Genomic DNA, 22,915 nt, shown 5'->3' on the forward strand with positions numbered 1-22,915 from the left:
CTTCTCACCTCGTGATGAGGCAGTCGCGGTTGCGGCACTCAACGCGCCTGCGGCGACGGGCGGCGCTGTGACGCCCGTCGCCGCGGCGGTGGTTCAGCGGTCCGAACCCGAGGCGTGGCCACCCAGCGATGCGGTGACCATCGCGATCGGCATCCTCGACACGTACAGGTTGGCCCGCTCCTGCTGGGTCAGGCCGGCCTGCCAGTGAAACCTGTTGGCCAACAACCGGCCTGCACGCAGCATCGAGCGTCCGCGCATCCGGGAAGCGGTGGAAAAACGGTGCGTGATAACAAAAGCCATGATCTTCTTCTCCTGACGGAGGCCCGATCGGCATCGGCACGGCTGCTCGGCCGCGCAGCACCAGGAGAGGTCAGGCGGTGAGAGAAATGCCGGAACCGGATCGGGACAAGACGGATTTCGGATAGGGACTATCGCCGGGACTCATCTCGCCCTCACCTCCTCACGGCCAAGACACACGCGGGTGTCACCACATTCACCTGAACGAAAGAGGCAGGAATGACCCGCGTCACATGCCGCGGGTCGCACCCCTCTCGTCGGAGCTTCGGCACTGCACGGCGTATCCGGAACATTCCAGAAGCCACTTGGGCTCAACCCTTGGGTCCGGGAAGAGCTGTCCTGACCCGGGGCGTCTCTCGACGTTCGGGGTCAGTGGCCTGTATCCATGCAGACGCCTCACCTACCGAGGTGCTTGCGGGGTCCATAGTGGCACCGCGGTCGCGGGCTCGTCAAACGCGTCGTCAAACGCTTAACGGATCCCTGACGCCCGGCGCGGCTCTCCCAGCGCCCGCCCAGGCTGCGCGCCTAGGCTCGATGCCATGACCACAACGTTGCAGGATGCCCGGGTCGCTTCGACGCTCGACCGCATGTACGCCGAGTCGAAAAACCAGATGGCGCTGTTGCGCGAGCGGCGCGGCACGTTCGATCGCCCGATGACCGCACAGGAGCGGGCCGAGGCGATGAGCGAGTTCTACATCCCGGTGACACCGGAAGCAGGCAGGCTGCTGTATTCACTGGTACGCGCCACCCGCCCGGCCACCATCGTCGAATTCGGCATGTCTTTCGGCATTTCCGCCGTGCACCTGGCCGCCGCGGTGCGCGACAACGGCACCGGCCGGGTGGTGACCACCGAACTCAGCGATACCAAGATCGCCGCGGCCAAGCAGACGTTCGCCGAGACCGGTCTCGACGACGTCATCACCATCCTCGAAGGCGACGCGCTGTCCACGCTGGCGGACGTTGCGGGGCCGGTCGATTTCGTCTTGCTCGACGGCTGGAAGGACCTGTACCTGCCCGTGCTCGAGTTGCTGGAACCGCGCCTGTCACCCGGTGTGCTCGTCATCGCCGACAACGCCAGCTCGGCCGACATGGCGCCCTATCTGGACCGGGTGCGCAACCCGGAGAACGGCTACGTGAGCTTCAACTTCCAGGTTCGCGACAGCGACAGCATGGAGATCAGCTGCCGCACAAGCGGTTAGGACTACCTCAGCGATTCCTCGAGCCACGGCGTCAGCCACTTCACCCCTTCGGGGGTGAGGTGGACGCCGTCGCTGCGGACCTTGATGCCGTCGACCTTGGCGGTGTAGACACCGTCGGGGCACAGCTTCTTGTTCAGGTCGAGGATCGCGACGTTCGGGTGGTGGCTGACGGTCTTGCGCAACATGGTGTTCCACAGGTTGACCCGGTCCGGCTGGTCCTCCGGATACAGCCGGCCGTCCGGCTTTTCACCACCCCGGCTGTAGGGGACGGTCGCGACCACCACGTGCACACCGGTGGCACTCACGATGGTCAACGCCCGTTCGAGCTCACCGTTGAGGTAGGCGTCGAACGTCGGGTCGCCGATGTGGGTCCACTGGCCCTCGTTGACCCGGTCCACCGTTTCCCAGCGACCGATGACCAGCAGCGCGACGTCCGGCTGATCCTGGCTAACCTGCCTCGACCAGCGAATCGGCCAGCCGTCGCATTCGGATCGTTGCTCGAGAGTCTGACCGATGTAGCGGTACGGCGTGCCGCGCACCAGGCTGCATCCGATGACGGTGTGGTCGAGGAACGCAAACCCCGGCGTCGGGGGCAGGTAGTGCATCCAGGTCCACCCGATCGAATCACCGAACACCGAAACGGTGAACGGCCGGTTGGCATCTCGGGGCCGGGTGCCGCCGGGCGGCGACGGCGAGACCGCCGCGACCGCCGAGACGCCGGGCGGTAGGCCGACCTCGCGCAGACCGGGCCCGGTGCCCACCGGGACCACCAGCAGGGTCACCGCGGCCGCGCTCGCCACGGTCGCGGCCGCCAGCGGCAGCAGCGGCACCCGCGCCGGTCGCCAGCGCCGGATGGGTTGTTCGAGCAGCCAATACGATGCCGCGGCCAGCACCAGCGTGGCGCCGCACCGCGCGGCGAACAACGGCAGCCCGGACCACCCGGTGCGTTCGCCGTTGAGCGCCAAGAAGATTGGCCAATGCCACAGGTAGACGCCGTAGGAGATGGTTCCCAGCCACACCAGCGGGCGCAACGCGAGCGCGCGGGCGATGAGGCCGCGCTGCTCCAGCGCGACGGGTGCGATCACGATTACCGCCGCGATCGCGACCCCGATCAGCAGGCCGTGCCGGAATTCACCGCTGGCGCCGGTGGCGTAGTGCGTCGCCGCCGCCAGCCCCGCCAACCCGAGCAACGGCAGAACGCGCGCCACTCGGCGACCCCATCGGGTACGGATCATGCACCAGCCGCGGTTCATCGACGGCCAGTCCCGAACCAGGAGGGCGGCCGACGCGGCGCCGACCAGCAGCGCCTGCGCGCGGGTGTCGGTGCCGAAGTAGATCCGGTCGCGGGTGCCATCCGACGTCATGACGATGGCGAGCGCAGCCGAGGCCAGTGCTCCCACGGTGGCGATCAGAAACGTGGCTAACCGCACGCCGCCGACGGTCGCCCGGGTCGAGCGGCGCCTGGCGCGGGCCGCGAGCAGCAGGGTGACCGCGATCAGCAGCACCGGCCAGACGAAGTAGTACTGCTCCTCCACCCCGAGTGACCAGGTGTGCTGTAGCGGCGAGGGCGGGGCGCCCTGGGTGAAGTAGTCGGTCTTCTGAGCGACGAACCGCCAGTTCGCCATCCATACGAAGGCCGCGATGGCGTCGTCGCGCAACCCGGTCAGCGACCGGTCGGGCAGCAGCTGGCGGGCCGCGGCCACGGTGAGCACCATCAGCACCAGCGCGGGCAGCAGTCGCCGGGCGCGCCGGATCCAGAAACCGGTGAGCTCGATACGGCCGCTGCGTCCCAGCTCGTCCAGCAGCAGCGAGGTGATCAAAAATCCGCTGAGGACGAAAAAGACGTCTACGCCGATGAATCCGCCGCTGACGCCGGGAATGCCGCCGTGTCCGATGAGCACCAGTGCAACCGCGATCGCGCGCAGCCCGTCGAGCGCCGGGATTCCGCTGGCCCGCTCCGGCCGGTCCCAGATCGCCAGCCGGCCGACGCGGCGCATGGGGGCGACCCATCGGCGCCGAGTACGACGAGCCGGTGCGGGGTGAGACCCGCCCGGCTCGGTGCTTACTGTCAGCGCGCCGTAACTACCATCTCGCCCGGCGCCAAGGTTGATGCCGATACGTCGCTGCCCCTCCTGTTGAGTTCAGCAAGCCAGCCTAGAGGCGGGCGCGCAGGATCAGGTGGAGGACACGCGAGGTGTTTTTCGCCGCGCTGCGTTCGGATTTCGGCCCGACCCGTCAGGCCTTGTCAGGCGCGTAGCCCAGGGTGCTTTTGACCTCCAGGTACTCGTGGAAGCCGAATTCGCTCCATTCGCGACCGTTGCCGCTGCGCTTGTACCCGCCGAACGGTGCGTTCATGTCGAACGCGTGATTGATGGTCACCCATCCCGCGCGGATCTTGCGGGCGACGTCGCGCGCCGTGTCGAGGTCGGCCCCCGAAACGAAGCCGGCGAGGCCGTATTGGGTGTCGTTGGCGATCTCGACGGCGTGGTCGAGATCGTCGTAGCCAAGGATGCACAGCACCGGCCCGAAAATCTCCTCACGCGCGATCGTCATGTCGTTGGTGACGTGCGCGAAGACCGTCGGCTTGACGTAGTAACCTTTGTCCAGTCCGTCCGGCCGGCCCGGGCCTCCCGCAACCACGGTCGCACCCTCGTCGACGCCCTGCTGGATCAGGCGCTGCACCTTCTCGAACTGCGTCCTGGACGCCACCGGCCCGATCGCGGTCGCGTCGTCGGTTCCCACCGCGACTTTCTCGGCGGTTTCCCGCGCGATGGCAATGGCCTCGTCCATCCGGGAATTCGGGACCAGCATGCGCGACGGCGCGTTACAGCTCTGCCCGGAATTGGGCATCATGTTGGCCACGCCCGCACTGACGCCCGCGGCGAAGCCGCTGTCGTCGAGGACGATGTTAGGGCTCTTGCCGCCGAGTTCCTGGGTCACCCGTTTGACGGTCGCGGCGGCGTTGGTGGCCACGTCCACACCGGCGCGGGTGGATCCGGTGAACGACACCATGTCAATGTCGGGATGGCTCGCCAGGGCCACGCCGACGCCCGCGCCGTCACCGTTGATCAGGTTGAACACCCCTGCCGGCACGCCCGCGGCATCCAGGATCTCGGCGAAGATGTAGGGCGAATACGGCGCCACCTCAGAAGGTTTCAGGATGACGGTGCAGCCGGTCGCCAGCGCCGGGTAAACCTTGACCGCGACCTGGTTGATCGGCCAGTTCCAGGGCGTGATCAGGCCGCAGACGCCGATCGGTTCCTTGGCGATCAGCGTCGCCCCTTTTTGTTCGGAGAACGAAAAGTTCTTCAGGGCGTCGATCGCGGTGGTCAGGTGGCCGATCCCGAGAAAGACCTGAGGCCCCGCGGCCAGCGAGGGCGGCGCGCCGATCTCCTCGGTGACCGCCTCGGCGAGATCGTCCGCGCGCTTCTGGTATTCGGCGAGGATGGCCTGCAACAGGTCCAGGCGCTGCTCGCGGGTGCTCTGCGACCAGCCGGTGAAGGCCCGCCGGGCGGCCTGCACCGCCACGTCCACGTCGACCGCCGATCCCAGCGAGATCTTGCCGGAAACCTGCTCGGTTGCCGGGTTCTCGACGTCGAAGGTGTTGGGGCGCACCGGGTCGACCCACTGTCCGTCGATGTAGAACTTCAGGTATTCGCGCATGACATCGATCCTCTTTCTTCCTGCGGGCCCTACTGGGTGCCTTCGGCGTACCAGGTCCGGAATCGGTCGTACTTGGGCATCTCCTCGGAATTGGCCTTCGGATCGATGCACACGTGCACCACACCGACTTTGCCACTGGCGTAGGCGCGAGCGATCGCCGGGCCGATCTCTTCTTCCTTCTCGACATACTCACCGTGGCACCCGAAGCCCTCGGCAACCTTGTCCATCCGGACGTCCTTGCTCCAGTGCACACCGGGCTGCGGCGACGGCTGGGAGAAGGTGCGCTTGTACACGCCCACTTCCAGGCCCCACTGGTGGTCGACACCCACCACGCACACCAGCGGAAGGTTTTGCCGCGCAGCGGTTTCCAACTCGGCGATGTGGAACAGGAACGCCGAATCGCTGGTCAGCAGCATCACCGGGCGCTTGCCGCCCTCGGCGACGGAGGCTCCGATCGCGTAGGGCAGGCCGGTCCCCAGGTGGCCGAAGTTCTGGTTCCAGATCACGTCGCGCGGCTTGGACTGCGAGTAGGTCCACTGGAAGATCACGGTCGCGCCGCCGTCGCGCACCATGATGCCGTCCTCGAGCGCATTGAACGCCTTGGTGGCTTCGACGACGTAGCGTGCCGGATGGATCGGCGAGCGTCCGGACGGTGCCGATTCCGCCATATCCGCAAGCTCTTTCGCATCCTTTTCGATCAGGGCCTGTAGCGCGGGTGCGGGCTTGCGTGGGGAATCCTTGAGCGCGGAGACCAGCTGCGGTATGACGCCGCGCAGATCGCCGACCAGCGCCACGTCCATCGGACGGTTGACGCCGATGGCGGCCGGGTCCTGCTCCACGTACACCCACTTGCGGTTCGCATCGTTGCCGGCCCAATGCTGGGTCCGGCCGTAGTGCATCGGCTCACCGAGTTCGGTGCCCAGCGCGACGCACAGGTCGGATTCCTCGACCGCCTCGTTGGCGGCCGGGGAGAACAGATAGGGGAACGTCCGATCCTGCAGTCCCGGGATGAACGAGGTGCCGCCGGAGGTCTGGATCACCGGGCAGGCCATCAGCTCGGCCAGCTCCTTGACCTGATGCTGGGTGCGGGAGGTGTGGACCCCGTGTCCAACCAACAGGATCGGGCTGTCGGCCTCGCGGATCAGCTTGGCCGCTTCGGCCACCTCACGGTCGCCCGCGCCCTGGTTGACCAGCCGATACCGGTGCGGCGGCGGCGGATCCGCGACATCGAGCTCCGCCAAGATGACGTGCGACGGGTACTCGATGTAGGCCGGGCCGGGGGTGCCGGACATGGCGCGCCGGATCGCCTCGTGGACGATTTCGTCGGTCTGGTCGGCGTACTCGATGGATGCGCTGTACTTGACCGACGACGCGAAAAGGGGCTCCTGGCGGACGAATTGGATGCGACCGCGCCGGACCCGGCGTTCGGTGATGCGGGCGCGCTGACCGCCGAGGAAGATCACCGGCGAGTTCTCCACGAGCGCGCACTGGATCGCGCCGGCGATGTTGGCCATGCCGGGTCCGAGCGTGCCGATGCACAGCCCGGGCTTACCCGTCATCCGCGACGCGGCTTCGGCCATGAATCCCGCACTCAGCTCGTGGTGCGGTGCGACCACCGACCAGCCGCGGGCGTCGGCCTCGGCGAACATGTGCACGAAGTTCGGGTCCGGGATGCCGAACAGCGTGTTCACGCCCTCGGCCTCGAACAGGTCGAGGATGCGATTGTAAACGGGCACGCCCATGGTCTTCAAACTCCTTCATCAGCAATATATTTCGTTGAGATCGCTATCCGGAACCAGGAACACCGTCGACCGCCAGGCCCAGCTGGTCGAGGATCTCCGCGGTGTGTGCGCCCAGCTCGGGTGCGGGCCCGGCGACGCGGCCCGGTGTCTGGGAGAACCAGGTGGGTACGCCGGGGAAGCGCACCGGTCCGTGCGGGCTGTCCACCGTCTCGAACATGCCGACGGCGTTGAGATGCGGGTCGTCGAACAGCGCGCCGGGCGTGTTCAGCGGTGCGGCCGGTATCTCGAGTTCGCGCAGCAGCGCCAGCCACTCCGCGGTGGTCCGCTCTTTCATGGTCTCGGCGACCAGCCCGTAGACGGTGTCGATCTCGCGGGCGCGCTGTTCCAGCGTCGAATACAGCTCGCTGGCCCACGGTGGCTGAACGGCTTTCATGAAGGCGTTCCAGTGCTTGTCGTTGTAGATCAGCGCGGCGATGTAGCCGTCGCTGGTGCGGTACGGCCGGCGGTTGGGCGCCACGGTGCGCGGGTACACCGCCGGCCCCAGCGGGGGGTCGAACAGGGCGCCGTTGGCATGTTCGACGAGCATGAACGAGGCCATGGTCTCGAACATGGCGACCTCGACCTCCTGCCCCTGTCCGGTGCGCTCGCGGTGGAACAGCGCCATCGTCGTGGCGTACAGCGCCGTCAGGCCGGCGATCTTGTCGGCCATGATGGTTCCGACGTAGTCGGCCTCGCCGGTCAGTTGCTGTTGCACCGCCGGCAGGCCGCATTCGGCCTGGATCGTGTCGTCGTAGGCGGGACGGTCGTGGTCGGGCCCGCGTCGGCCGTATCCGTAGCAATTGGTGTAGATGACAGCGGGATTGATCGCGGCGACGTCGTCGTAGCCGAAGCCGAGCTTGGCGATCGCCTTGGCACGCATCGAGTGGATGAACACGTCGGCGGTCTCGATGAGCGCGCGCAGCGCGCGTGTTCCGGCGTCGGTCTGCAGGTCCAGCACGATGCTGCGCTTGCCGCGGTTGACGTTGACGAACACCCCGCTCATGCCCGGCGCCGGTCCCACCGAGATGAATCGGGTGTTATCGCCTTGCGGTGGTTCGACTTTGATCACGTCGGCGCCCATGTCGGCCATGATCTGCGTGCAGTACGGGCCCATCACCATCGCGGTGAGGTCGATCACGCGCACGCCGGCCATCGGGCCCGTCGGGCTAGCCATTGAGCGCTCCTTGGTCGGTTGAGCGGTGAGCCAGTTCGAAGCTGTAGCGGATGTGCTCGTTGTGCCCGTCGGGGACGACCGGAAAAATGAGTGGCGCCTCGACGTACCGGATCGCATCGAGGTGGTTGCCGACCTCCTCGATGGTCCACGACGGCCGGCTCACGCCCGGGCTCTCCACGATGACCGCCCGCGCCACGCGACCCGCCAGCGCGATGAACAATTCGCCCGTCACCGAACAGGATTCGTGCGCGAGCCAACCCACGACCGGCGCGACGAGCTCGGTGCCCATCGGCGGGTAGGCCGAGGTGTCGATGCCGTCGGCCATCCGCGTCACCGCGGCCGGCACGATCGCGTTGCATCGCACGCCCTCGGCGGCGCCTTCGAGAGCGACGACATTGGACAGCCCGATCACGCCCGCCTTGGCGGCCGCGTAGTTGGCCACATTGTGGTTTCCGTACAGGCCGCCGATCGACGACGTCAGCACGACGCGGCCGTAGCCCGCCTCACACATCAGCGGAAAGGCCGGCCGCACCACGTGGAAGGCGCCGCGCAGATGCACGTCGAGCACGGCGTCGAAGTCCTCGTAGCTCATCTCCTTGAGCGAGCCGCGACGGACGTTGCCGGCGTTGTGAATCAAGATGTCGATTCGACCGAAGTTGTCGACCGCCGTCTGGATGATCTCCAGCCCGCCGTTGCTGGTGGCCACCGACGCGCTGCACGCGACGGCCCCTCCCCCGGCTGCGGTGATCTCGGCGACCACCTGCTCGGCCGGCCCCTCGTCGGCCCCGTCGCCGTCGAGCTCGCCGCCGGCGTCGTTGACGACCACCTTCGCGCCGCGCGAGGCGAGCAGGTGTGCGTAGGCGCGGCCCAGCCCCCGACCGGCTCCGGTCACCACGGCAACACGGTCGTCGAATCGCAGTTGGGGCCCCAGGGTTTCGCTCAAGTGCCGAGCACCAACCCGTCCAGGTCGCCCTTGTCGCGCCACACCCGCAGCAGGTCCTCGAAGGCGTAGAACCCCGGACCGTACGGCTCGCCCAGGTGTGACCGGATTCCTTCTCCCCCGCCGCCGCCTTCGTTGTTGTAGTAGCCGGGCGTGCATTGGGCGTCGAATGCCGAGTTGTCGACTGCGGTTTCGCGGATGGTCGCGCACCACTCCTCTTGCGCCGCTTGGCTGGGCTCCACGGTGGTCGCACCCCGTTTCAGCGCCTCGGCGATGATGTAGGCGATGTGCTCGCCCTGCAGCTCGTAGTTGGCGGCGATGTTGGCGGAGATGCCCACCTGGGTGAAGCCGGTATAGAACTGGTTGGGGAAGCCGCGGCTGGTCATCCCGTGCAGCGTCTTGTAGCCGTCGCCCCAGTAATCGAACAGCGACAGCCCGTCGCGTCCCTCGATCGTTTCGATCGAGTAGCGGCGGCTGATCTCGGTGGTGATTTCGAAGCCGCTGGCGTAGATGATGCAGTCAACCTCGTACTCGACACCGTTGGCGACCAAACCCTTCTCGGTCGCGCGTTCGACGCCCTTGCTCGATGACACGTCGACCAGCGTCACATTCGGTCGGTTGAAGCTGGCCAGGTAGTCGTCGTTGGAGCACGGGCGCTTACATAGGAAGCGGTAGTACGGCTTGAGGGCTTCGGCGGTCGCGCCGTCGTCGATCAGGGTGTCGATGCGGCGCCGCAGCCGCTCCATGATCTTGTAGTCCTCTTCCTCCCGGATGGCCATGAACTGCTCGGGGGTCAGCGACGCGGGATCGTCCAGTGCGAGCACCCGGGCGGCGGTGTTGCGCCCGAGCTCGGTCCAGAAGTCGCAGACCAGATCCGGCTGGCCCAGCGCCATGCCCTCGAACGTCCACGAGTGGAAGTTGCGCTGCCGCTCCCGTTGCCAGCCGGGCCGCAGCGTCTTGACCCATTCCGGATCGGTCGCGGTGTTGTTGCGGGCGTCAACGGTCGACGGCGTCCGCTGGAAGACGTAGAGATGCTTGGCGTCACGGGCGAGGAAGGGCACGATCTGGATGCCCGTGGCGCCGGTGCCGACCACCGCGACGCGCTTGTCGGCCAGCTTGTGCAGATTGCCGCTGACATCCCCACCGGTGTAGTCGTAATCCCACCGCGACGAGTGAAAGCTGTGGCCGCCAAAGGTTTTGATGTCGGGGATGCCGGGCAGTTTCGGGCGGTGGAACGGGCCGGACGCCAGGACGACGAACCGGGCGCGGATATCGTCGCCGCGGTTGGAGCTGATCCGCCAGCGCTTGATCCCCTCGTCCCACCGTAGGTCGTGCACCTGGGTGGAGAAGATCGCCGAATCGTAGAGGCCGAATTGCTTACCGATGTTGCGGCAGTGCTGGAAGATCTCGGCACCGTCGGCGAACTTCTTCGACGGCATGAAATCGAGCTCTTCGAGAAGCGGTATATAGCAGTAGGATTCGTTGTCGCATTGGATGCCGGGGTACCGGTTCCAGTACCAGACTCCGCCGAAGTCGCCGCCGAGCTCGATGACACGGACGTCGTCCACGCCGGCCTTCTTCAGGTAGGCCGCCGACAGCAGGCCACCGAATCCGCCGCCCAGGACCGCCACGTCGATGTCCTCGCAAATCGGCTCGCGCGGCGTCGCGGGCGTGTACGGGTCGACTTCGTAGTAGCCGGCGAAGTCGTCCTCCAACTCGATGTACTGCTTGGAACCCTCTTTGCGCAGCCGCTTTTCACGTTCGTGGGCGTATTTCTCGCGCAGCGCGGCGATGTCGAAGTCGTCGGGCGTCTGCGTGGGCCCGCAACCGTCTTGGTACATCGTCATGCCCCGGGGTGCTCCTTCCCTGATAGTTCCTGGGGCTCACCGGCTCCCATATATCTCGACAATTGGTAGTGCAGGTTGACGGTGCTGCGCTCGCGGTACGGATTGGGCTTGGTGCCCGGGAAGCCGAGCGACTTCATGCCTTGCTGCACGGCGGCCATGTTGGAGAAGTCCTGCGGCAGCACCGACCGCCACCGGGGATCACCGACCGGCGTGTACTCCCACTCGGTCTGGGGTTCTTGGCCTTTCGGGTACAGCTCGAAGACGGACACCTCGAAAATGCACTTGTTCGGGTTATAGCTCGGATGCGGCCGCGCGCCGTAGCACAGCGCGACCGTCAGACCCTGACCGATTTGGAAATTCGGAAAGATTTGCCACGCGGTGCCGGCCTGTCCGAGGATGTCGGGGGGGATCGTCGGCCAGATCACGCCGCGGGCCTCGTCGTCGCGGCGCGCCGACGCCAGCCAGTGCTCGAGGACCTTGTCGGGCGGTGTGCCCTCGGGCAGTTCGTGGACCAGCCGCTTGGCGGCGTTCACCAGCGTCTCGGTGGTGGAGGTGTTGGTTTCCTCCATCGTGTAGATCTGCATCTCGGCGGTTGACACCCGCGGGTCGCCCCCGGTGCCGAGGCGGATCTTGGACTTGGTGGCCTCCAAATCCTTTGGCGCGTCGTAGCCGATGTTGCTGTGTTTGCCTTGCGCCTTGGCCCAGCCCTTGAATTCGCCGAACTTGTTGAACTCCGGGTGCGTCGTGAAGACGTGGTAGGTCTCGTTGAAGGCCTCCATCGCGACTTTCCAGTTGCAGTCGAAGGACAGCCACCTGCGCCATTTGTAGCGCATGTTCTCCAGGCCGAACGGGTCGAGAATTTTGGCGGCCGGGAACAGGAAGTCGGCGAGCGGCTCACAGTCGGGGTCCATGTTGATCCACAACCAGCCGCCCCACGTATCGACCCGTACCGGTCGAAGATGGGTGTTGTCGGGCGTCAACGCTCCCTGCCAGTCCTGCTGTTCGCGGATGTGTGTGCACGCGCCGTCGAGGCCGTAGGTCCAGCCGTGAAAGCCGCAGACAAACGACTTTCGGGTTCGAGCACAGGCGTTCTTGGCGCCCTCGGGTGTGTCGATCAGCCGGCGGCCACGATGCATGCACACGTTGTGGTGTGCGTGGAATTCCTGTTCTCCGGTGCGCACCACGATGATTGAGTCGTCGAGAATGTCGTAGGTCAGGTAACTGCCCACATCCGGCAGCTCCTCCACGCGGCCGACCTGCTGCCAGACCTTGCGCCACAGCTTGTCCCGCTCGGCGCGCGCATAGTCCTCGGAGATGTATGCCTCGACCCCGATCGTCATCGGCGTCGACAGTTCTTCGGCAGCTTCGGGATTCACGCCCTTGGCCAGGTCGGTCATCACATCCTCCTAATCGCCGCGCGGAAGGATTCGTCTTTGAGGAACAGCGAGGTGTTGTCGGTGCCGAGGTGGCTCCACTTGAGGTCCAGGCCGCCGTCGACGAGCAACGTCTGACCGGTGACGTAGCTCGACAGCTCGGAGAGCAGAAACAGGATGGCGCCGGCCTGCTCCTCGGGCCGCCCGCGACGGCCCATCGCGATCGCCCGCCGGTCGCGATCGGGGTCCTCGTCGACGTAGGTGCGCGAGGCCGCGGTCTCGGTGACGCCGGGCGCCACGGCGTTGACCCGAATTCCCGCCTGCGCCAACTCGACGGCCATGGTGCGCGTCATCGCCGTGATCGCGGCCTTGGCCGTCCCGTAGGCGATGTGGAACGGCGCGGAGTTCATGCCGCTGATCGAGGAGATCGACACGATCGACCCCTGCCGTCGCTGCGCGACGAGTTCACTGGCGACGGCCTGGCTCATGAAGAATGCCGTTTCGAGATTGTCGGCGAAGATCTTGCGCCAGTCGCCGCGCGACACCCTGGTGGACGGCATCCACGTCGACGGCTCCGCGCCGCCGGCGACGTTGACCAGCCCGTACAAGTCGCCGTCGGCGCGGCGCGCGTGGTCGATCACCGCGGCGATGCCCTCGTCGGTCGACGCGTCGGCCGCGACGGGCACCACGGGCAGCCCCTGCTGAGCCAGCGGGGCGACGTGTTCGTCGAGGTTCTCCTTCGACCGGCTCACCGCGATCACGGTGGCCCCGGCCCGCGCGGTCATGGCGGTGACGGTCGTGCCGATGCCGCCCCCGCCGGCGCCGGAAACCACCACGACGCGGCCGTCGAGCCCTAGAAGTTCCCCGTGATCGGCCATGACCTGCTTTCCCCTGCCGCCATCGCGTCACGCGTCCGCAGCGGGATCAATCCGCGCACCTTGTCCGGACAAAATATCGCATTCTGTCCTTTGGAGAACACTATTCCGATCGTTGGACTTGCCTGTCAAGGTGGGTTCGCCGCCCATCGGCGGCTATTGTCTGGACTAGGCGGAGTTGATAGCGTCCAGCCCAAACGGCTGACGGAAGGACCTCGGCGAAGCATGTCCACCTCAAGGGCCATCTCAACGCTGCCCTCGCGCTATGCGCCGGCAGCCCCCATCGACGTCGCCGAGGGCTGGGAGTTGGAACGGGTCACCGCTCCCAGTCGGCTGTTCGGCGCCAACGGTCTGCGCACCGGCCCGGACGGTCACATCTACATCGCCCAGGTGACCGGAAGTCAGATCAGCGCCCTGGATCACCGCACCGGCGAACTGGTGACCGCCAGCCCCAAGGGCGGCGACATCGTGGCGCCCGACGACGTCGCCTTCGACGCCGACGGCAACCTGTACGCGACCGAGGTGATGGACGGCCGGGTGAGCGTGCGCGACACCGGCGGCCGGACGCGAGTGCTGCGCGACGACGTGCCTTCGGCCAACGGCATCACCTTTCACCAGGGCCGGTTGTTCATCGGTGAATGCCGCGAGGGTGGGCGGTTGCTGGAATTCGACCTGGCGGGCGGGCCGCCGCGGGTGCTCTTGGAGAACGTGCCCTCGCCGAACGCGATGGAGGTCGGCCCGGACGGCCTGCTGTATTTCCCGGTGATGGGCGCCAACGAGATCTGGCGCATCGATCCCAACGGCGGCGAACCGCAGTGCGTGGCGGGCAATCTCGGTGTGCCCGACTCGGTCAAGTTCGACCCGCAGGGCCACATCGTGTCCACACAGGTGGCCAGCGGGCAGGTTCTGCGCATCGATCCCCGTAATGGCGAACAACGCCTGCTCGCCCAGCTCACTCCGGGCCTGGACAACTGCACCTTCGTCGGCGACCGGCTGTTCGTGTCCAACTTCACCGGCGAGATCACCGAGATATCACCCGACGGCACAACGCGATCGGTTCTGGCCGGCGGCCTCAACTGGCCGATGGACCTGGCGGTGGGCCACGACGGACAGCTCTACATCGCCGACGGCACGTACTTCTACGTCGCCCTGCCCGATGGGTCACTGCACACCGCCGGAATGTTGTTCAGCCCCGGCTATCCCGGGTTCCTGCGCGGCGTCGCAGCCAGCGGGCCCGGCGAATTCGTCGTCACCACATCCGGCGGCCAGGTCGCCCGTTACCGGCCGGAAGCGAGCGAAAGCGAGGTGCTGGCAGACGGTTTCGACCAGCTCTACGGTGTCGCGGTGAGCGCGAGCGGGGTGATGTTCGCGGAGCTGGGCACCGGGCGGGTACTGGCGCTGCGATCGGATGGTGTCCGGGTGCTGGCGACCGGGTTGCGTGAGCCGGTGGGAGTCGCAATCGACGCGGACGGGGCGTGTCTGGTGGCCGAGGCCGGAGCCGGCCGGGTGATCAGGGTGAGCGGCTCGGGGACCGACACCGTTGTCGCCGATCTGCAACGCCCGCAAGGCATTCTGGTGCGGGGCGGGGTGCTCTACGTCGTCGACGCCGGCGCCAAGGAGTTGATCGCGGTAGATCTGGGCACCAACGCGCGGCGGACGATCGCCGGCGGGCTGCCGATCGGGCCCCCGCCGGGTGTGACACCCAAGCCGCTGCGCGGCATGCCGCCGTTCTCCGGGCCGCAGGGCCCCTTCGCCGGCATCGCCGCCGCGGCCGACGGGACCCTGTACGTCTCGGCGGACGGTGACGGCAGCGTGCTGGCGTTGCGTCCGACACCGGACGGACCGTGATGCCCCAGGCCATCGCGGGCGACCACCGCTACCTGCAGATTGCGCGCACCCTCCGCAAGGAGATCGTCGACGGCGTTTACCCGGTGGGCTCGCAGTTGCCCACCGAACACCAACTGTGCGAGCGCTTTGCGGTGAGCCGCTACACCATCCGGGAGGCGCTGCGCCGGTTACGCGAGGACAACCTGGTGGCCTCCCGGCCGCGCGCGGGCACCCGGGTGGTTCCCCGGCCCGCGTCGAGCTCCTATGCCCAGGACGCGATGTCGATCGACGACCTCTTGGCGTTCGCGGCCGGCGCGCAGCTGACCATCGAATCCAACGCGATGGTGACGATCGACGACGACCTCGCCGCCCGGACCGGCCTCGAGGTGGGCAGCCAGTGGCTAACGGTGCGCGGCTACCGGCAGGCCGATGATGCGGCGGTCCCGTTGTGCCGCACGGAGTACTACATCAACCGGACTTTCGCGGCGGTGGGCAGGCTGCTGCAACGCCACGCCGGCCCGATATTCCCGTTGATCGAGGACCTCTTCGGCGTGAGCGTCGCCCAGTTGCACCAGGAGATCGCCGCCGTCCTGCTGTCCCCGGAGCTGGCCGACGGGCTCGGGGTCGAAGCGGGCACGGCCGCGCTACAGATGCGGCGCACGTACACGACCTCCGACGGCGAGGTGGCCCAGGTGACGATCAACACCCACCTGTCGTCGAGGTTCCGGTACGCGATGACCATGCGTCGCGTGGACGAATAGGGCGCACGAGATGAGGTCGCGGTGATGGCCCGGACCGCCCAGGAGGCGCCGCACGCGGCGGAGGCATACCGGCGCGGGTTGTGGGTGCACACCACGCTGGCCGATGCGCTGCGGGCCGCCGCGACGGAATCGCCGCACCGAACGCTGCTGGTGGACAGGGATATTCGTCTCGATTGCGCGGCGCTGCAGGCCCAGGCCGGCGCGCTGGCCGGCGCCCTGTTGGCCCGCATCCCCCCGGGCAGCGTCGTGTCGTTCATGCTGCCGAACTGGCACGAGAGCGCCGTCATCTACCTGGCCGCGACGCTGGCCGGCATGGTGGTGAACCCGATCCTGCCGTCGCTGCGCGATCACGACCTGCGCTGCATACTCGACGACGCCGGCACCGCAATGGTTTTCGTCCCGCACCAATACGGTGGGCATGACTACGCGGCGATGCTGGAACGCGTGACCGCCGCGATGGGCCGGCCGCCGGAGGTGGTGGTGCTGCGCGGCGACGCCGGCCCGCACACACCGTATGCTGCCCTGTTGGAGTCGCCGCCGCAGGACGCGGCCCTGCCGGCGCTGGATCCCGATGCCGCGCGGATGATCCTGTACACCTCCGGCACCACGAGCCGGCCGAAAGGCGTCCTGCACACCCATAATTCGATGCACGCACTCATCTGCCAGATCCGCGAGCACTGGACGATCGCCCCCGGCGACACGTTCCTGGTGCCGTCGCCGGTCGCCCACATCGGCGGCTCGATATACGCCTTCGAATGCCCACTGCTGCTGGGCACCACGGCGGTGCTGATGGACCGCTGGGATGCGGCCGGGGCGGTCACACTGATGGACTCGCACCGGTGCACCCACATGGCCGGCGCCACACCGTTTCTGCAGCAGCTGCTGTCCGCCGCGCAGCGCGTCGGCACCCGCCTGCCCGACCTGAAGGTGTTCATCTGCGGGGGCGCGTCCGTGTCACCGTCGTTGATCCGCCGCGCCGCGGAGTATTTCGACCGCGCGGCGGTCACCCGGGTGTACGGCTGCACGGAAGTGCCGGTGGCGACCGTCGGCGCTCCCCGGCCGGACGAAGCGGATCGTGCGGCGGACACCGACGGCAGGCCGGGAATCGCGGAGATCAAGCTGATCACGCACGAGGCCGCCCCCGCCGGCGACGGGGAAATCTGTGTCCGGGGTCCGCAGATGCTGCTGGGTTATCGGCATCCCGAGGACGATTCCTTCGATGCCGCAGGCTTTTTCCGCACCGGGGATCTCGGGCGCTGGGTCGATGACCAGTACCTCGTCGTGACCGGCCGGGCCAAGGACGTCATCATTCGCAGCGGGGAGAACATCTCGGCCAAGGAGGTCGAGGACCTGCTCGCCGACCACCCCGGCATCGCCGAGATCGCGGTCGTCGGGCTGCCCGACGACCGCACCGGTGAGCGGGCCTGTGCGGTGATCGTGCCCGCGGGTGCGGCGACCCCGGATGTCGCGAGCCTGCTTGCAGTGCTGGTGAGCAAGGGCGTCGCGAAATTCAAGGCCCCGGAACAGGTTGTGCTCTGGGATGCGCTGCCGAAGAACGATGCGGGCAAGATACTCAAGCATCAGATCCGGGCGTCGCTGATGCGCGGCGATCGCGAGCGCGGCGAAGCCGGGCGCGGCGGGTCGCCGCGTGGAGACTAAGGATGGGTGAGATGCAGGTCGCAATCGTCACCGGTGCAAGCAGCGGCATCGGCCTGGGGTGCGCCACAAAGCTGGCCGAGATGGGCATGGCCGTGGTCGGCACGGGCCGCGACGAGGCGCGGCTGGCCGAACTGGCAAGCGCGGTCGGCGATCCGGATCGCGTCGCGACACTCGCCGTCGATCTCACCGACGATGACGCACCGCGCCGCATCGTCGACCTTGCGGTCGGCCGGTGGGGACACATCGACTTCTTGATCAACAACGCCGGAGTGGGCAGCCCCAAGCCGCTGCACGAAACCGACGACGAAACCTTGGACTATTTCCTGGGGTTGATGCTGCGGGCGCCGTTTCGGCTCGCGCGCGACGTGCTGCCGCACATGGCGCCCGGGTCGGCGATCATCAACGTGACATCGACCTTCGCGGTCGTCGGCGGCCTGCGCGGCGGCGCCTACTCCGCCGCCAAGGGCGGGCTGACCGCGCTGACCACTCACATCGCCTGCCAGTACGGCGCGTCCGGCATCCGCTGCAACGCCGTCGCGCCCGGGGTGACCGTGACGCCGATGGTCGAAAAGCGCTTGGAGGACGAGCGATTCCGCAAGATCAACACCGAGATGACGCCGCATCAGCGGTTGGGCCGCATCGATGACATCGCCAGCACCGTCGCATTCCTGTGCTCGCCGGGCGGAAGTTTCATCAACGGCCAGACCATCGTCGTCGACGGCGGCTGGAGTTCGACGAAGTACCTGTCGGAGTCGGCGCTGGCGGCACAGTGGATCGAGCGATGAATCTGTTCGCGCTGCTCGATCACGCCGCGAACCGGTTCCCGGATCGCGGTGCGGTGTATCGGGGGGAGCGCCGCGTGTGCACCTGGATCGAGTTACGCGACCGGGCCTTACGCCTGGCCGCGTCGATCCGGCGACAGCACGATGCGGGTGCCCGGATCGCGATCGCGACCCACAACCGCCCCGAGATCATCGAGTTGATGTTCGCGACCTGGGCCGCCGAATGCGTCGTCGTGCCGATCAACTACAAGCTGCATCCGCGCGAGATGGCGCAGATCCTCGACGACGCCGGAGCGGCACGGGTGTTCGCCTCGTCGGCGATCGGTGGCGAGCTCGCGCCGATGACCCCGGTGCCGACGGAAATCATTGACTCCGAAGACTATTCGCGGCGGTTCGCTGCCGACCCGTCGTCGGTGCCGCCGCACACCGATCCGTCGGCGCTGGCGTGGCTGTTCTACACCAGCGGCACCACCGGCCGCTCGAAGGGCGCAATGCTGACACACCGCAACCTCACGGCGATGACGGTCGCGCACCTGGCCGATATCGACGCGCCCGATGAGAACTGCAGCCTGGTGCACGCGGCACCGATGTCGCACGGCTCGGGCCTCTACATTCTGCCCTACGTGCTGCGCGGCGCCCGCCAAATCCTGCCTACCTCGGGTGCATTCGATCCCGACGAATTCCTGGATCTCTGCGAGCGCCACCCGGCCGCCAGCGCATTCCTGGCGCCGACGATGGTGCAACGGCTGGTCGCTACGGGCCGCGCCCGCCCGGCCAATCTCACGACGATCGTCTACGGCGGCGGACCCATGTACGTCGAAAGCCTGCGCAAGGCGATCACGGCGTTCGGCCCGATCTTCGCGCAGATCTACGGGCAGGGCGAGTCACCGATGACCATCACCGGGCTGCGGCGCGCCGATCACGAATCGGGCGACGACGCGATCCTGGGTTCGGTCGGTTACGCGCGATCGGGGATGGAGGTAGCCGTGCTGGGCCCGGACGGCCATCCGGCGCCGCCGGGCGAGATCGGCGAAATCGTTTGTCGCGGAGACGCGGTCATGGTCGGGTATTGGGAAAACCCCGAAGCCACCCGCGCCGCACTCAAGGACGGCTGGCTGTACACCGGGGACATGGGCTCGTTCGACGCACGCGGCTTTCTGACGCTGCGCGACCGGTCGAAGGACGTCGTCATCAGCGGGGGGAGCAACATTTACCCCCGCGAGGTGGAGGAGGTGCTGCTCGAACACCCCGGCGTCGCCGAGGCGTGCGTGGTGGGCACCCCCGATGCCGAGTGGGGTGAGATCGTGGTTGCCTTCATCGTCGGCGCCGTCGAACCCGCGGCGCTGGACGCGCATCTGCTGGAGCGCATCGCCCGCTTCAAACGTCCCAAGCGCTACGAATTCGTCGACGAGCTACCGAAAAACAGCTACGGCAAGGTGCTCAAACGGGAACTGCGCGCCAGCCTGGCGCACTGAGACCCGCTACGCCACAACAAATCGAGGGAGTTCGCAAATGAAATGTCGCGCCGCTGTCATCCGCGGGGTCGGCCAGGACTGGGAGATCCGCGAGATCGAACTGGACCCGCCCCACGCGGGTGAGGTCATGGTCCGGATTGCCGTCGCCGGAATCTGCCACTCCGACGATCACCTCTTCACCGGCGACGTGGTCCCGACGGCCGAGGCGGTCGCCGCTAGCGGCCAGCCGGCACCGGACTGGTTCCCCCTGCTCGGTGGTCACGAAGGTGCCGGTGTGGTCGAAGAAGTCGGCCCCGGCGTGACGTCGGTCCAGCCGGGGGACCACGTGGCGCTGTCGTTCATTCCGGCGTGCGGTAGTTGCCGCTTCTGCGTGAGCGGGCAGAGCTACATCTGCGACATCGGCGCCAGCCTGTTCGTCCGGGAGATGCCCACCGACGGAACCTGCCGCCGGCACCTGGGCGACGAAGACCTGTTGGCCTACGGACAACTCGGCACGTTCTCCGAGTATGCGGTGCTGTCGGAAAGGTCGGTCATCAAGATCGACGAAGCGATCCCGTTCCATGCCGCTTCGCTCGTCTCATGCGGGGTGAGCACCGGCTGGGGTTCCGCGACGATATCGGCGGGCACCGAACCCGGCGACACCGTCGTCGTCATCGGCGCCGGTGGCGTCGGGATGAACGCTCTGCAGGGGGCGCGCGCCGTCGGCGCGAAGTATGTGGTCGCGGTGGATCCCGTTGAGTCCAAGCGGGATTCGGCCAAGATCTTCGGCGCCACGCACACCGCCGCCTCGGCGCAGGACGCGATGCCGTTGGTCAATGAGATAACCGCCGGCCTGATGGCGGACCGCGTAGTGATCTGCCCCGGCGTGGTACATGTCGACTTGCTGCCGTTGGCGATGGCGCTGCTTCGCAAGGGCGGCGTCTGCGTGCTCACCGGCATCACCCCGTTCACCGAACCCCCGGTTCCGCTGGTGCTGCAGGAGATGACGCTGTCGGCCAAACAACTTCGGGGAGCGCTCTATGGCGGGATGAATCCGCGTACCAGCGTGCCGATGCTGTTGTCGATGTACCAGGCGGGCGCGGTGAAACTCGACGAGTTGGTCACCCGCCACTACCGACTCGACCAGATCAACGAGGCAATGACAGACCTGCGGGAAGGGCGCAACATTCGCGGCGTGATCGATTTCGCGGGCGTGTGATCACGAGTCCAGTCCTCGCGCGACGGGTCAACGGGACTCGAAGTGACTCCGGATGCCGGCAAGCATCTTGACGTGCGCCTTGACCCCTTCACGGATGGTCACCCCGGCCAGTAGTCGCGGCGCGGTGATCGAGATCCGCTCGGTGACCCGGGTGCCGCGGTCGACGGGCTCGAAACTGACCGTGCCGCGCAGGCGCACCCCGGGCGATTGATCGGCCGCGGTCAGCACGTCGCCGCGGACGGGCACCCGCAGCCGGGCCCGATAGCTGGTTCGTATGGTCAATGGCCCCAGCGGAATTCGGTCGACCACGCGGTAGGTCTGCTGGTAGCCGTCCGGGGTTTCACTGCGGGACACCGTTTCCACCGACATGATCAGCGGGTGCACCAGCTTGATGTTGTTCAGGTCCACGTAGAAGTCGCGCACGGCGTCGGGCGGTGCGGGGACCTCTTCGGACAGCGTCCGGTCGGCGTGGACGAACAACAACGACCGTGCCCGCGAATGTAACGCCACGGCGACATTCTGCCGGTTTTTTCGCCGTGGCGTTACGCTCGGCGCAGGACCAAGGAGCGGAGGCGTGATGGGCACCCGAGGTCAAGTGGTCGAGCGCTACCTGGAATGCCTGGCCGCTCACGACTGGGACGGACTGGCCGACACCATTGCCGAGGAGGGCCTGACCCGGGAGGGGCCGTTCTGCGACGTGGTCGAGGGCAAGGCGCGCTATGTCGCCTTTCTGCGCAAGGTGTGCACCGAGCTTCAGGGCCATCGGTTGCACGTGCGGCGGGTCTCGCACGTGGACAGCCGGGTGTCGTACGCCGAGCTGTCCGAGACATTCGAGATCGACAGCGTCGCGACCACGTGGCCCGAATGCATTCTGTTCGAGCAAGACACCGACGGATTGATCTCTCACGTCAGCGTGTTCTTCAAGCAGCGGTCCGCCGGCACCGCATAGCGGTCTATTCCCTCCCCCACGGAATTGACCTAACGTGTCATGGATGGAGGCAGATGCAACTCCGGAGTCGGTGCCGGTCGAGAAATTGCACTCGGGCGACCCGATCACCGATTGTGGTCAGCGGTACATAGTTCTCGAATCAAAAGCGCTCGGCGATAGCTGTGTGGTTCTCGAGCTGGAGTCCAGGGTGGACCACCACCTACAGGTCATCGAGAAGTCATTCCCGGCCGGGTACCAGGTCGACAGGGCACACCACCGAATTCTCTGACAATCCGGTCGCCCTGAATAATGCGCGAGTAGCCGCCCGACGGCTACCGCGCATTCGTGTTCTCCGGCCCCAGTCCGTTCAATTCGCCTGACGCCGTTCAGTTCTCGCACGGCGGCCGTTGGTCGTTCGGATCGTTCGGGTCGGGCTCACCGAACCAGCGTGACGGCTCGTGCTCGCCGTACGCGTCGTGCCAGTCCCACCATTCGTAGGGAGCGGTCTGCGGGTAGCCTGGGGGCGAATCCTCCCAGTTTTCCTGGCGTCCCAACGCGGTCATGTCCAGGAAGCTCCACGTGGTTCCGAGCGCCTCGTCGCCGCGGTTGTTGATGAAGTAGGTGCGGAACACCCGGTCGCCGTCGTGGATGAAGGCGTTGGTGCCGTGCCATTCATCCACCCCGAAATCGGCGTCGAAGTCATCGGTGATCGTGTACCAGGGCATCTTCCAGTCCATCCGCGCCTTGAGTCGGTCTATGTCTGCCTGCGGGGCACGCGAGGCGAACACCAGCGTGGTGTCGCGGGCGTTCAGGTGGGCCAGGTTGCCGACATGGTCGGCGATCATCGAGCAGCCCCGGCACGCGTGGTCGGGCCAGCCGTCGATGTCGGGTCCGTAGAAGGCGCGATAGACGACGAGTTGACGCCTGCCCTGGAACAGACCCAACAGGTCGACTCGGCCCTCGGGTCCGTCGAACTCGTACCGCTTGTCCACGACCGTCCACGGCATCCGGCGCCGCATGGCCGCCAGCGCGTCATGCGCCCGGGTGAGTTCCTTCTCCTTTGCCAGCAGTTGCTGGTGCGCGCTCGCCCACTGCTGGGCGGACACGATCGGCGGTGTGTGCATCGCTGGGTGCCT

Annotated in this window: 20 protein-coding genes and 1 riboswitch; of the genes, 9 read left to right on the plus strand and 11 right to left on the minus strand. The window is 67.1% G+C overall.

Annotated features, from left to right (window positions below; all coding sequences use genetic code 11):
• Positions 1 to 93: 93 nt before the first annotated feature.
• Complete coding sequence (locus tag MTY59_RS06855) at positions 94 to 300, minus strand: hypothetical protein (RefSeq protein ID WP_221046692.1); 207 nt, start codon at positions 298 to 300, stop codon at positions 94 to 96.
• A 239-nt stretch (positions 301 to 539) separates the two neighbouring features.
• Positions 540 to 712: riboswitch (M-box (ykoK) riboswitch) on the minus strand.
• Between the two features lie 124 nt (positions 713 to 836).
• On the opposite strand from MTY59_RS06855, the gene MTY59_RS06860 reads away from it, so the two are divergent.
• Positions 837 to 1,496: an O-methyltransferase gene (locus MTY59_RS06860; protein WP_221045008.1), complete on the plus strand. Its 660-nt coding sequence runs from the start codon at positions 837 to 839 to the stop codon at positions 1,494 to 1,496.
• Between the two features lie 2 nt (positions 1,497 to 1,498).
• Here the strand turns inward: MTY59_RS06860 and MTY59_RS06865 are convergent, their stop codons facing one another.
• The 8 genes from MTY59_RS06865 to MTY59_RS06900 all read right to left on the minus strand — a co-directional run bounded on the left by MTY59_RS06865 (position 1,499) and on the right by MTY59_RS06900 (position 13,152).
• Complete coding sequence (locus MTY59_RS06865; RefSeq protein ID WP_221045009.1) at positions 1,499 to 3,493, minus strand: acyltransferase family protein; 1,995 nt, start codon at positions 3,491 to 3,493, stop codon at positions 1,499 to 1,501.
• Between the two features lie 238 nt (positions 3,494 to 3,731).
• On the minus strand, positions 3,732 to 5,159 hold the full coding sequence (locus MTY59_RS06870; protein ID WP_221045010.1) for an aldehyde dehydrogenase family protein: 1,428 nt from the start codon (positions 5,157 to 5,159) through the stop codon (positions 3,732 to 3,734).
• 29 nt (positions 5,160 to 5,188) lie between these two features.
• Positions 5,189 to 6,901, minus strand: coding sequence for a thiamine pyrophosphate-binding protein (locus MTY59_RS06875; protein ID WP_221045011.1), 1,713 nt, complete (start codon positions 6,899 to 6,901; stop codon positions 5,189 to 5,191).
• A gap of 43 nt (positions 6,902 to 6,944) precedes the next feature.
• Positions 6,945 to 8,093 carry a CaiB/BaiF CoA transferase family protein gene (locus MTY59_RS06880; protein ID WP_221046295.1) on the minus strand — a complete coding sequence of 383 codons (1,149 nt, stop codon included), beginning with the start codon at positions 8,091 to 8,093 and terminating at the stop codon, positions 6,945 to 6,947.
• Positions 8,094 to 8,106: 13 nt separating this feature from the next.
• A complete protein-coding gene (locus MTY59_RS06885; RefSeq protein ID WP_221045012.1) occupies positions 8,107 to 9,057 on the minus strand; it encodes an SDR family NAD(P)-dependent oxidoreductase in 951 nt (316 codons plus the stop codon).
• Complete coding sequence (locus MTY59_RS06890; protein ID WP_221045013.1) at positions 9,054 to 10,901, minus strand: flavin-containing monooxygenase; 1,848 nt, start codon at positions 10,899 to 10,901, stop codon at positions 9,054 to 9,056. The genes MTY59_RS06885 and MTY59_RS06890 overlap by 4 nt, the downstream gene beginning before the upstream one ends.
• Positions 10,898 to 12,298: an aromatic ring-hydroxylating oxygenase subunit alpha gene (locus MTY59_RS06895; RefSeq protein WP_221045014.1), complete on the minus strand. Its 1,401-nt coding sequence runs from the start codon at positions 12,296 to 12,298 to the stop codon at positions 10,898 to 10,900. Before MTY59_RS06895 ends, MTY59_RS06890 begins: the two co-directional genes overlap by 4 nt.
• Entirely contained in the window at positions 12,298 to 13,152 is an 855-nt protein-coding gene (locus MTY59_RS06900; RefSeq protein WP_221045015.1) for an SDR family NAD(P)-dependent oxidoreductase, read from the minus strand. Before MTY59_RS06900 ends, MTY59_RS06895 begins: the two co-directional genes overlap by 1 nt.
• A gap of 222 nt (positions 13,153 to 13,374) precedes the next feature.
• On the opposite strand from MTY59_RS06900, the gene MTY59_RS06905 reads away from it, so the two are divergent.
• The 6 genes from MTY59_RS06905 to MTY59_RS06930 are packed head-to-tail and all read left to right on the plus strand — an operon-like array spanning position 13,375 to position 20,851.
• Positions 13,375 to 14,997 carry an SMP-30/gluconolactonase/LRE family protein gene (locus tag MTY59_RS06905; RefSeq protein ID WP_221045016.1) on the plus strand — a complete coding sequence of 541 codons (1,623 nt, stop codon included), beginning with the start codon at positions 13,375 to 13,377 and terminating at the stop codon, positions 14,995 to 14,997.
• A complete protein-coding gene (locus MTY59_RS06910; protein WP_221045017.1) occupies positions 14,997 to 15,737 on the plus strand; it encodes a GntR family transcriptional regulator in 741 nt (246 codons plus the stop codon). Before MTY59_RS06905 ends, MTY59_RS06910 begins: the two co-directional genes overlap by 1 nt.
• 21 nt (positions 15,738 to 15,758) lie before the next feature.
• Positions 15,759 to 17,396 carry an AMP-binding protein gene (locus tag MTY59_RS06915; RefSeq protein ID WP_221045018.1) on the plus strand — a complete coding sequence of 546 codons (1,638 nt, stop codon included), beginning with the start codon at positions 15,759 to 15,761 and terminating at the stop codon, positions 17,394 to 17,396.
• A gap of 2 nt (positions 17,397 to 17,398) precedes the next feature.
• Positions 17,399 to 18,181, plus strand: a complete 783-nt coding sequence (locus tag MTY59_RS06920; protein ID WP_081286061.1) for an SDR family NAD(P)-dependent oxidoreductase — start codon at positions 17,399 to 17,401, stop codon at positions 18,179 to 18,181.
• Entirely contained in the window at positions 18,178 to 19,653 is a 1,476-nt protein-coding gene (locus MTY59_RS06925; protein WP_221045019.1) for an acyl-CoA synthetase, read from the plus strand. Before MTY59_RS06920 ends, MTY59_RS06925 begins: the two co-directional genes overlap by 4 nt.
• A gap of 37 nt (positions 19,654 to 19,690) precedes the next feature.
• Positions 19,691 to 20,851, plus strand: a complete 1,161-nt coding sequence (locus MTY59_RS06930; RefSeq protein ID WP_221045020.1) for an NDMA-dependent alcohol dehydrogenase — start codon at positions 19,691 to 19,693, stop codon at positions 20,849 to 20,851.
• A 27-nt stretch (positions 20,852 to 20,878) separates the two neighbouring features.
• On the opposite strand, the gene MTY59_RS06935 is transcribed toward MTY59_RS06930, so the two are convergent.
• A complete protein-coding gene (locus MTY59_RS06935; RefSeq protein WP_221045021.1) occupies positions 20,879 to 21,361 on the minus strand; it encodes an SRPBCC family protein in 483 nt (160 codons plus the stop codon).
• Between the two features lie 67 nt (positions 21,362 to 21,428).
• Here MTY59_RS06935 and MTY59_RS06940 point away from each other — a divergent pair, with 67 nt between their 5' ends.
• Together MTY59_RS06940 and MTY59_RS27230 are read left to right on the plus strand one after the other, a co-directional pair.
• Positions 21,429 to 21,800: a nuclear transport factor 2 family protein gene (locus MTY59_RS06940; protein ID WP_221046296.1), complete on the plus strand. Its 372-nt coding sequence runs from the start codon at positions 21,429 to 21,431 to the stop codon at positions 21,798 to 21,800.
• A 43-nt stretch (positions 21,801 to 21,843) separates the two neighbouring features.
• Positions 21,844 to 22,068 (plus strand): hypothetical protein, encoded by a 225-nt coding sequence (locus tag MTY59_RS27230; RefSeq protein ID WP_007769504.1) that lies wholly within the window; start codon positions 21,844 to 21,846, stop codon positions 22,066 to 22,068.
• 97 nt (positions 22,069 to 22,165) lie between these two features.
• Here MTY59_RS27230 and MTY59_RS06945 read toward each other — a convergent pair whose 3' ends face one another.
• A complete protein-coding gene (locus MTY59_RS06945) occupies positions 22,166 to 22,903 on the minus strand; it encodes a DUF899 domain-containing protein (protein WP_221045022.1) in 738 nt (245 codons plus the stop codon).
• Positions 22,904 to 22,915 lie beyond the last annotated feature (12 nt).

It is taken from the genome of Mycobacterium senriense (genome assembly GCF_019668465.1).
GTDB lineage: Bacteria > Actinomycetota > Actinomycetes > Mycobacteriales > Mycobacteriaceae > Mycobacterium > Mycobacterium senriense.

Excerpts from the sequence above, each read along its gene's own strand:
- MTY59_RS06900 (WP_221045015.1), bottom strand. The coding sequence starts at position 13,152 with ATGGCCGATCACGGGGAACTTCTAGGGCTCGACGGCCGCGTCGTGGTG.
- MTY59_RS06910 (WP_221045017.1), top strand. The coding sequence starts at position 14,997 with ATGCCCCAGGCCATCGCGGGCGACCACCGCTACCTGCAGATTGCGCGC.
- MTY59_RS06895 (WP_221045014.1), bottom strand. The coding sequence starts at position 12,298 with ATGACCGACCTGGCCAAGGGCGTGAATCCCGAAGCTGCCGAAGAACTG.
- MTY59_RS06930 (WP_221045020.1), top strand. The coding sequence starts at position 19,691 with ATGAAATGTCGCGCCGCTGTCATCCGCGGGGTCGGCCAGGACTGGGAG.
- MTY59_RS06855 (WP_221046692.1), bottom strand. The coding sequence starts at position 300 with ATGGCTTTTGTTATCACGCACCGTTTTTCCACCGCTTCCCGGATGCGC.
- MTY59_RS06940 (WP_221046296.1), top strand. The coding sequence starts at position 21,429 with ATGGGCACCCGAGGTCAAGTGGTCGAGCGCTACCTGGAATGCCTGGCC.
- MTY59_RS06920 (WP_081286061.1), top strand. The coding sequence starts at position 17,399 with ATGGGTGAGATGCAGGTCGCAATCGTCACCGGTGCAAGCAGCGGCATC.
- MTY59_RS06890 (WP_221045013.1), bottom strand. The coding sequence starts at position 10,901 with ATGACGATGTACCAAGACGGTTGCGGGCCCACGCAGACGCCCGACGAC.
- MTY59_RS06925 (WP_221045019.1), top strand. The coding sequence starts at position 18,178 with ATGAATCTGTTCGCGCTGCTCGATCACGCCGCGAACCGGTTCCCGGAT.
- MTY59_RS06865 (WP_221045009.1), bottom strand. The coding sequence starts at position 3,493 with ATGCGCCGCGTCGGCCGGCTGGCGATCTGGGACCGGCCGGAGCGGGCC.
- MTY59_RS06945 (WP_221045022.1), bottom strand. The coding sequence starts at position 22,903 with ATGCACACACCGCCGATCGTGTCCGCCCAGCAGTGGGCGAGCGCGCAC.
- MTY59_RS06860 (WP_221045008.1), top strand. The coding sequence starts at position 837 with ATGACCACAACGTTGCAGGATGCCCGGGTCGCTTCGACGCTCGACCGC.
- MTY59_RS27230 (WP_007769504.1), top strand. The coding sequence starts at position 21,844 with ATGGAGGCAGATGCAACTCCGGAGTCGGTGCCGGTCGAGAAATTGCAC.
- MTY59_RS06905 (WP_221045016.1), top strand. The coding sequence starts at position 13,375 with ATGTCCACCTCAAGGGCCATCTCAACGCTGCCCTCGCGCTATGCGCCG.
- MTY59_RS06880 (WP_221046295.1), bottom strand. The coding sequence starts at position 8,093 with ATGGCCGGCGTGCGCGTGATCGACCTCACCGCGATGGTGATGGGCCCG.
- MTY59_RS06870 (WP_221045010.1), bottom strand. The coding sequence starts at position 5,159 with ATGCGCGAATACCTGAAGTTCTACATCGACGGACAGTGGGTCGACCCG.
- MTY59_RS06875 (WP_221045011.1), bottom strand. The coding sequence starts at position 6,901 with ATGGGCGTGCCCGTTTACAATCGCATCCTCGACCTGTTCGAGGCCGAG.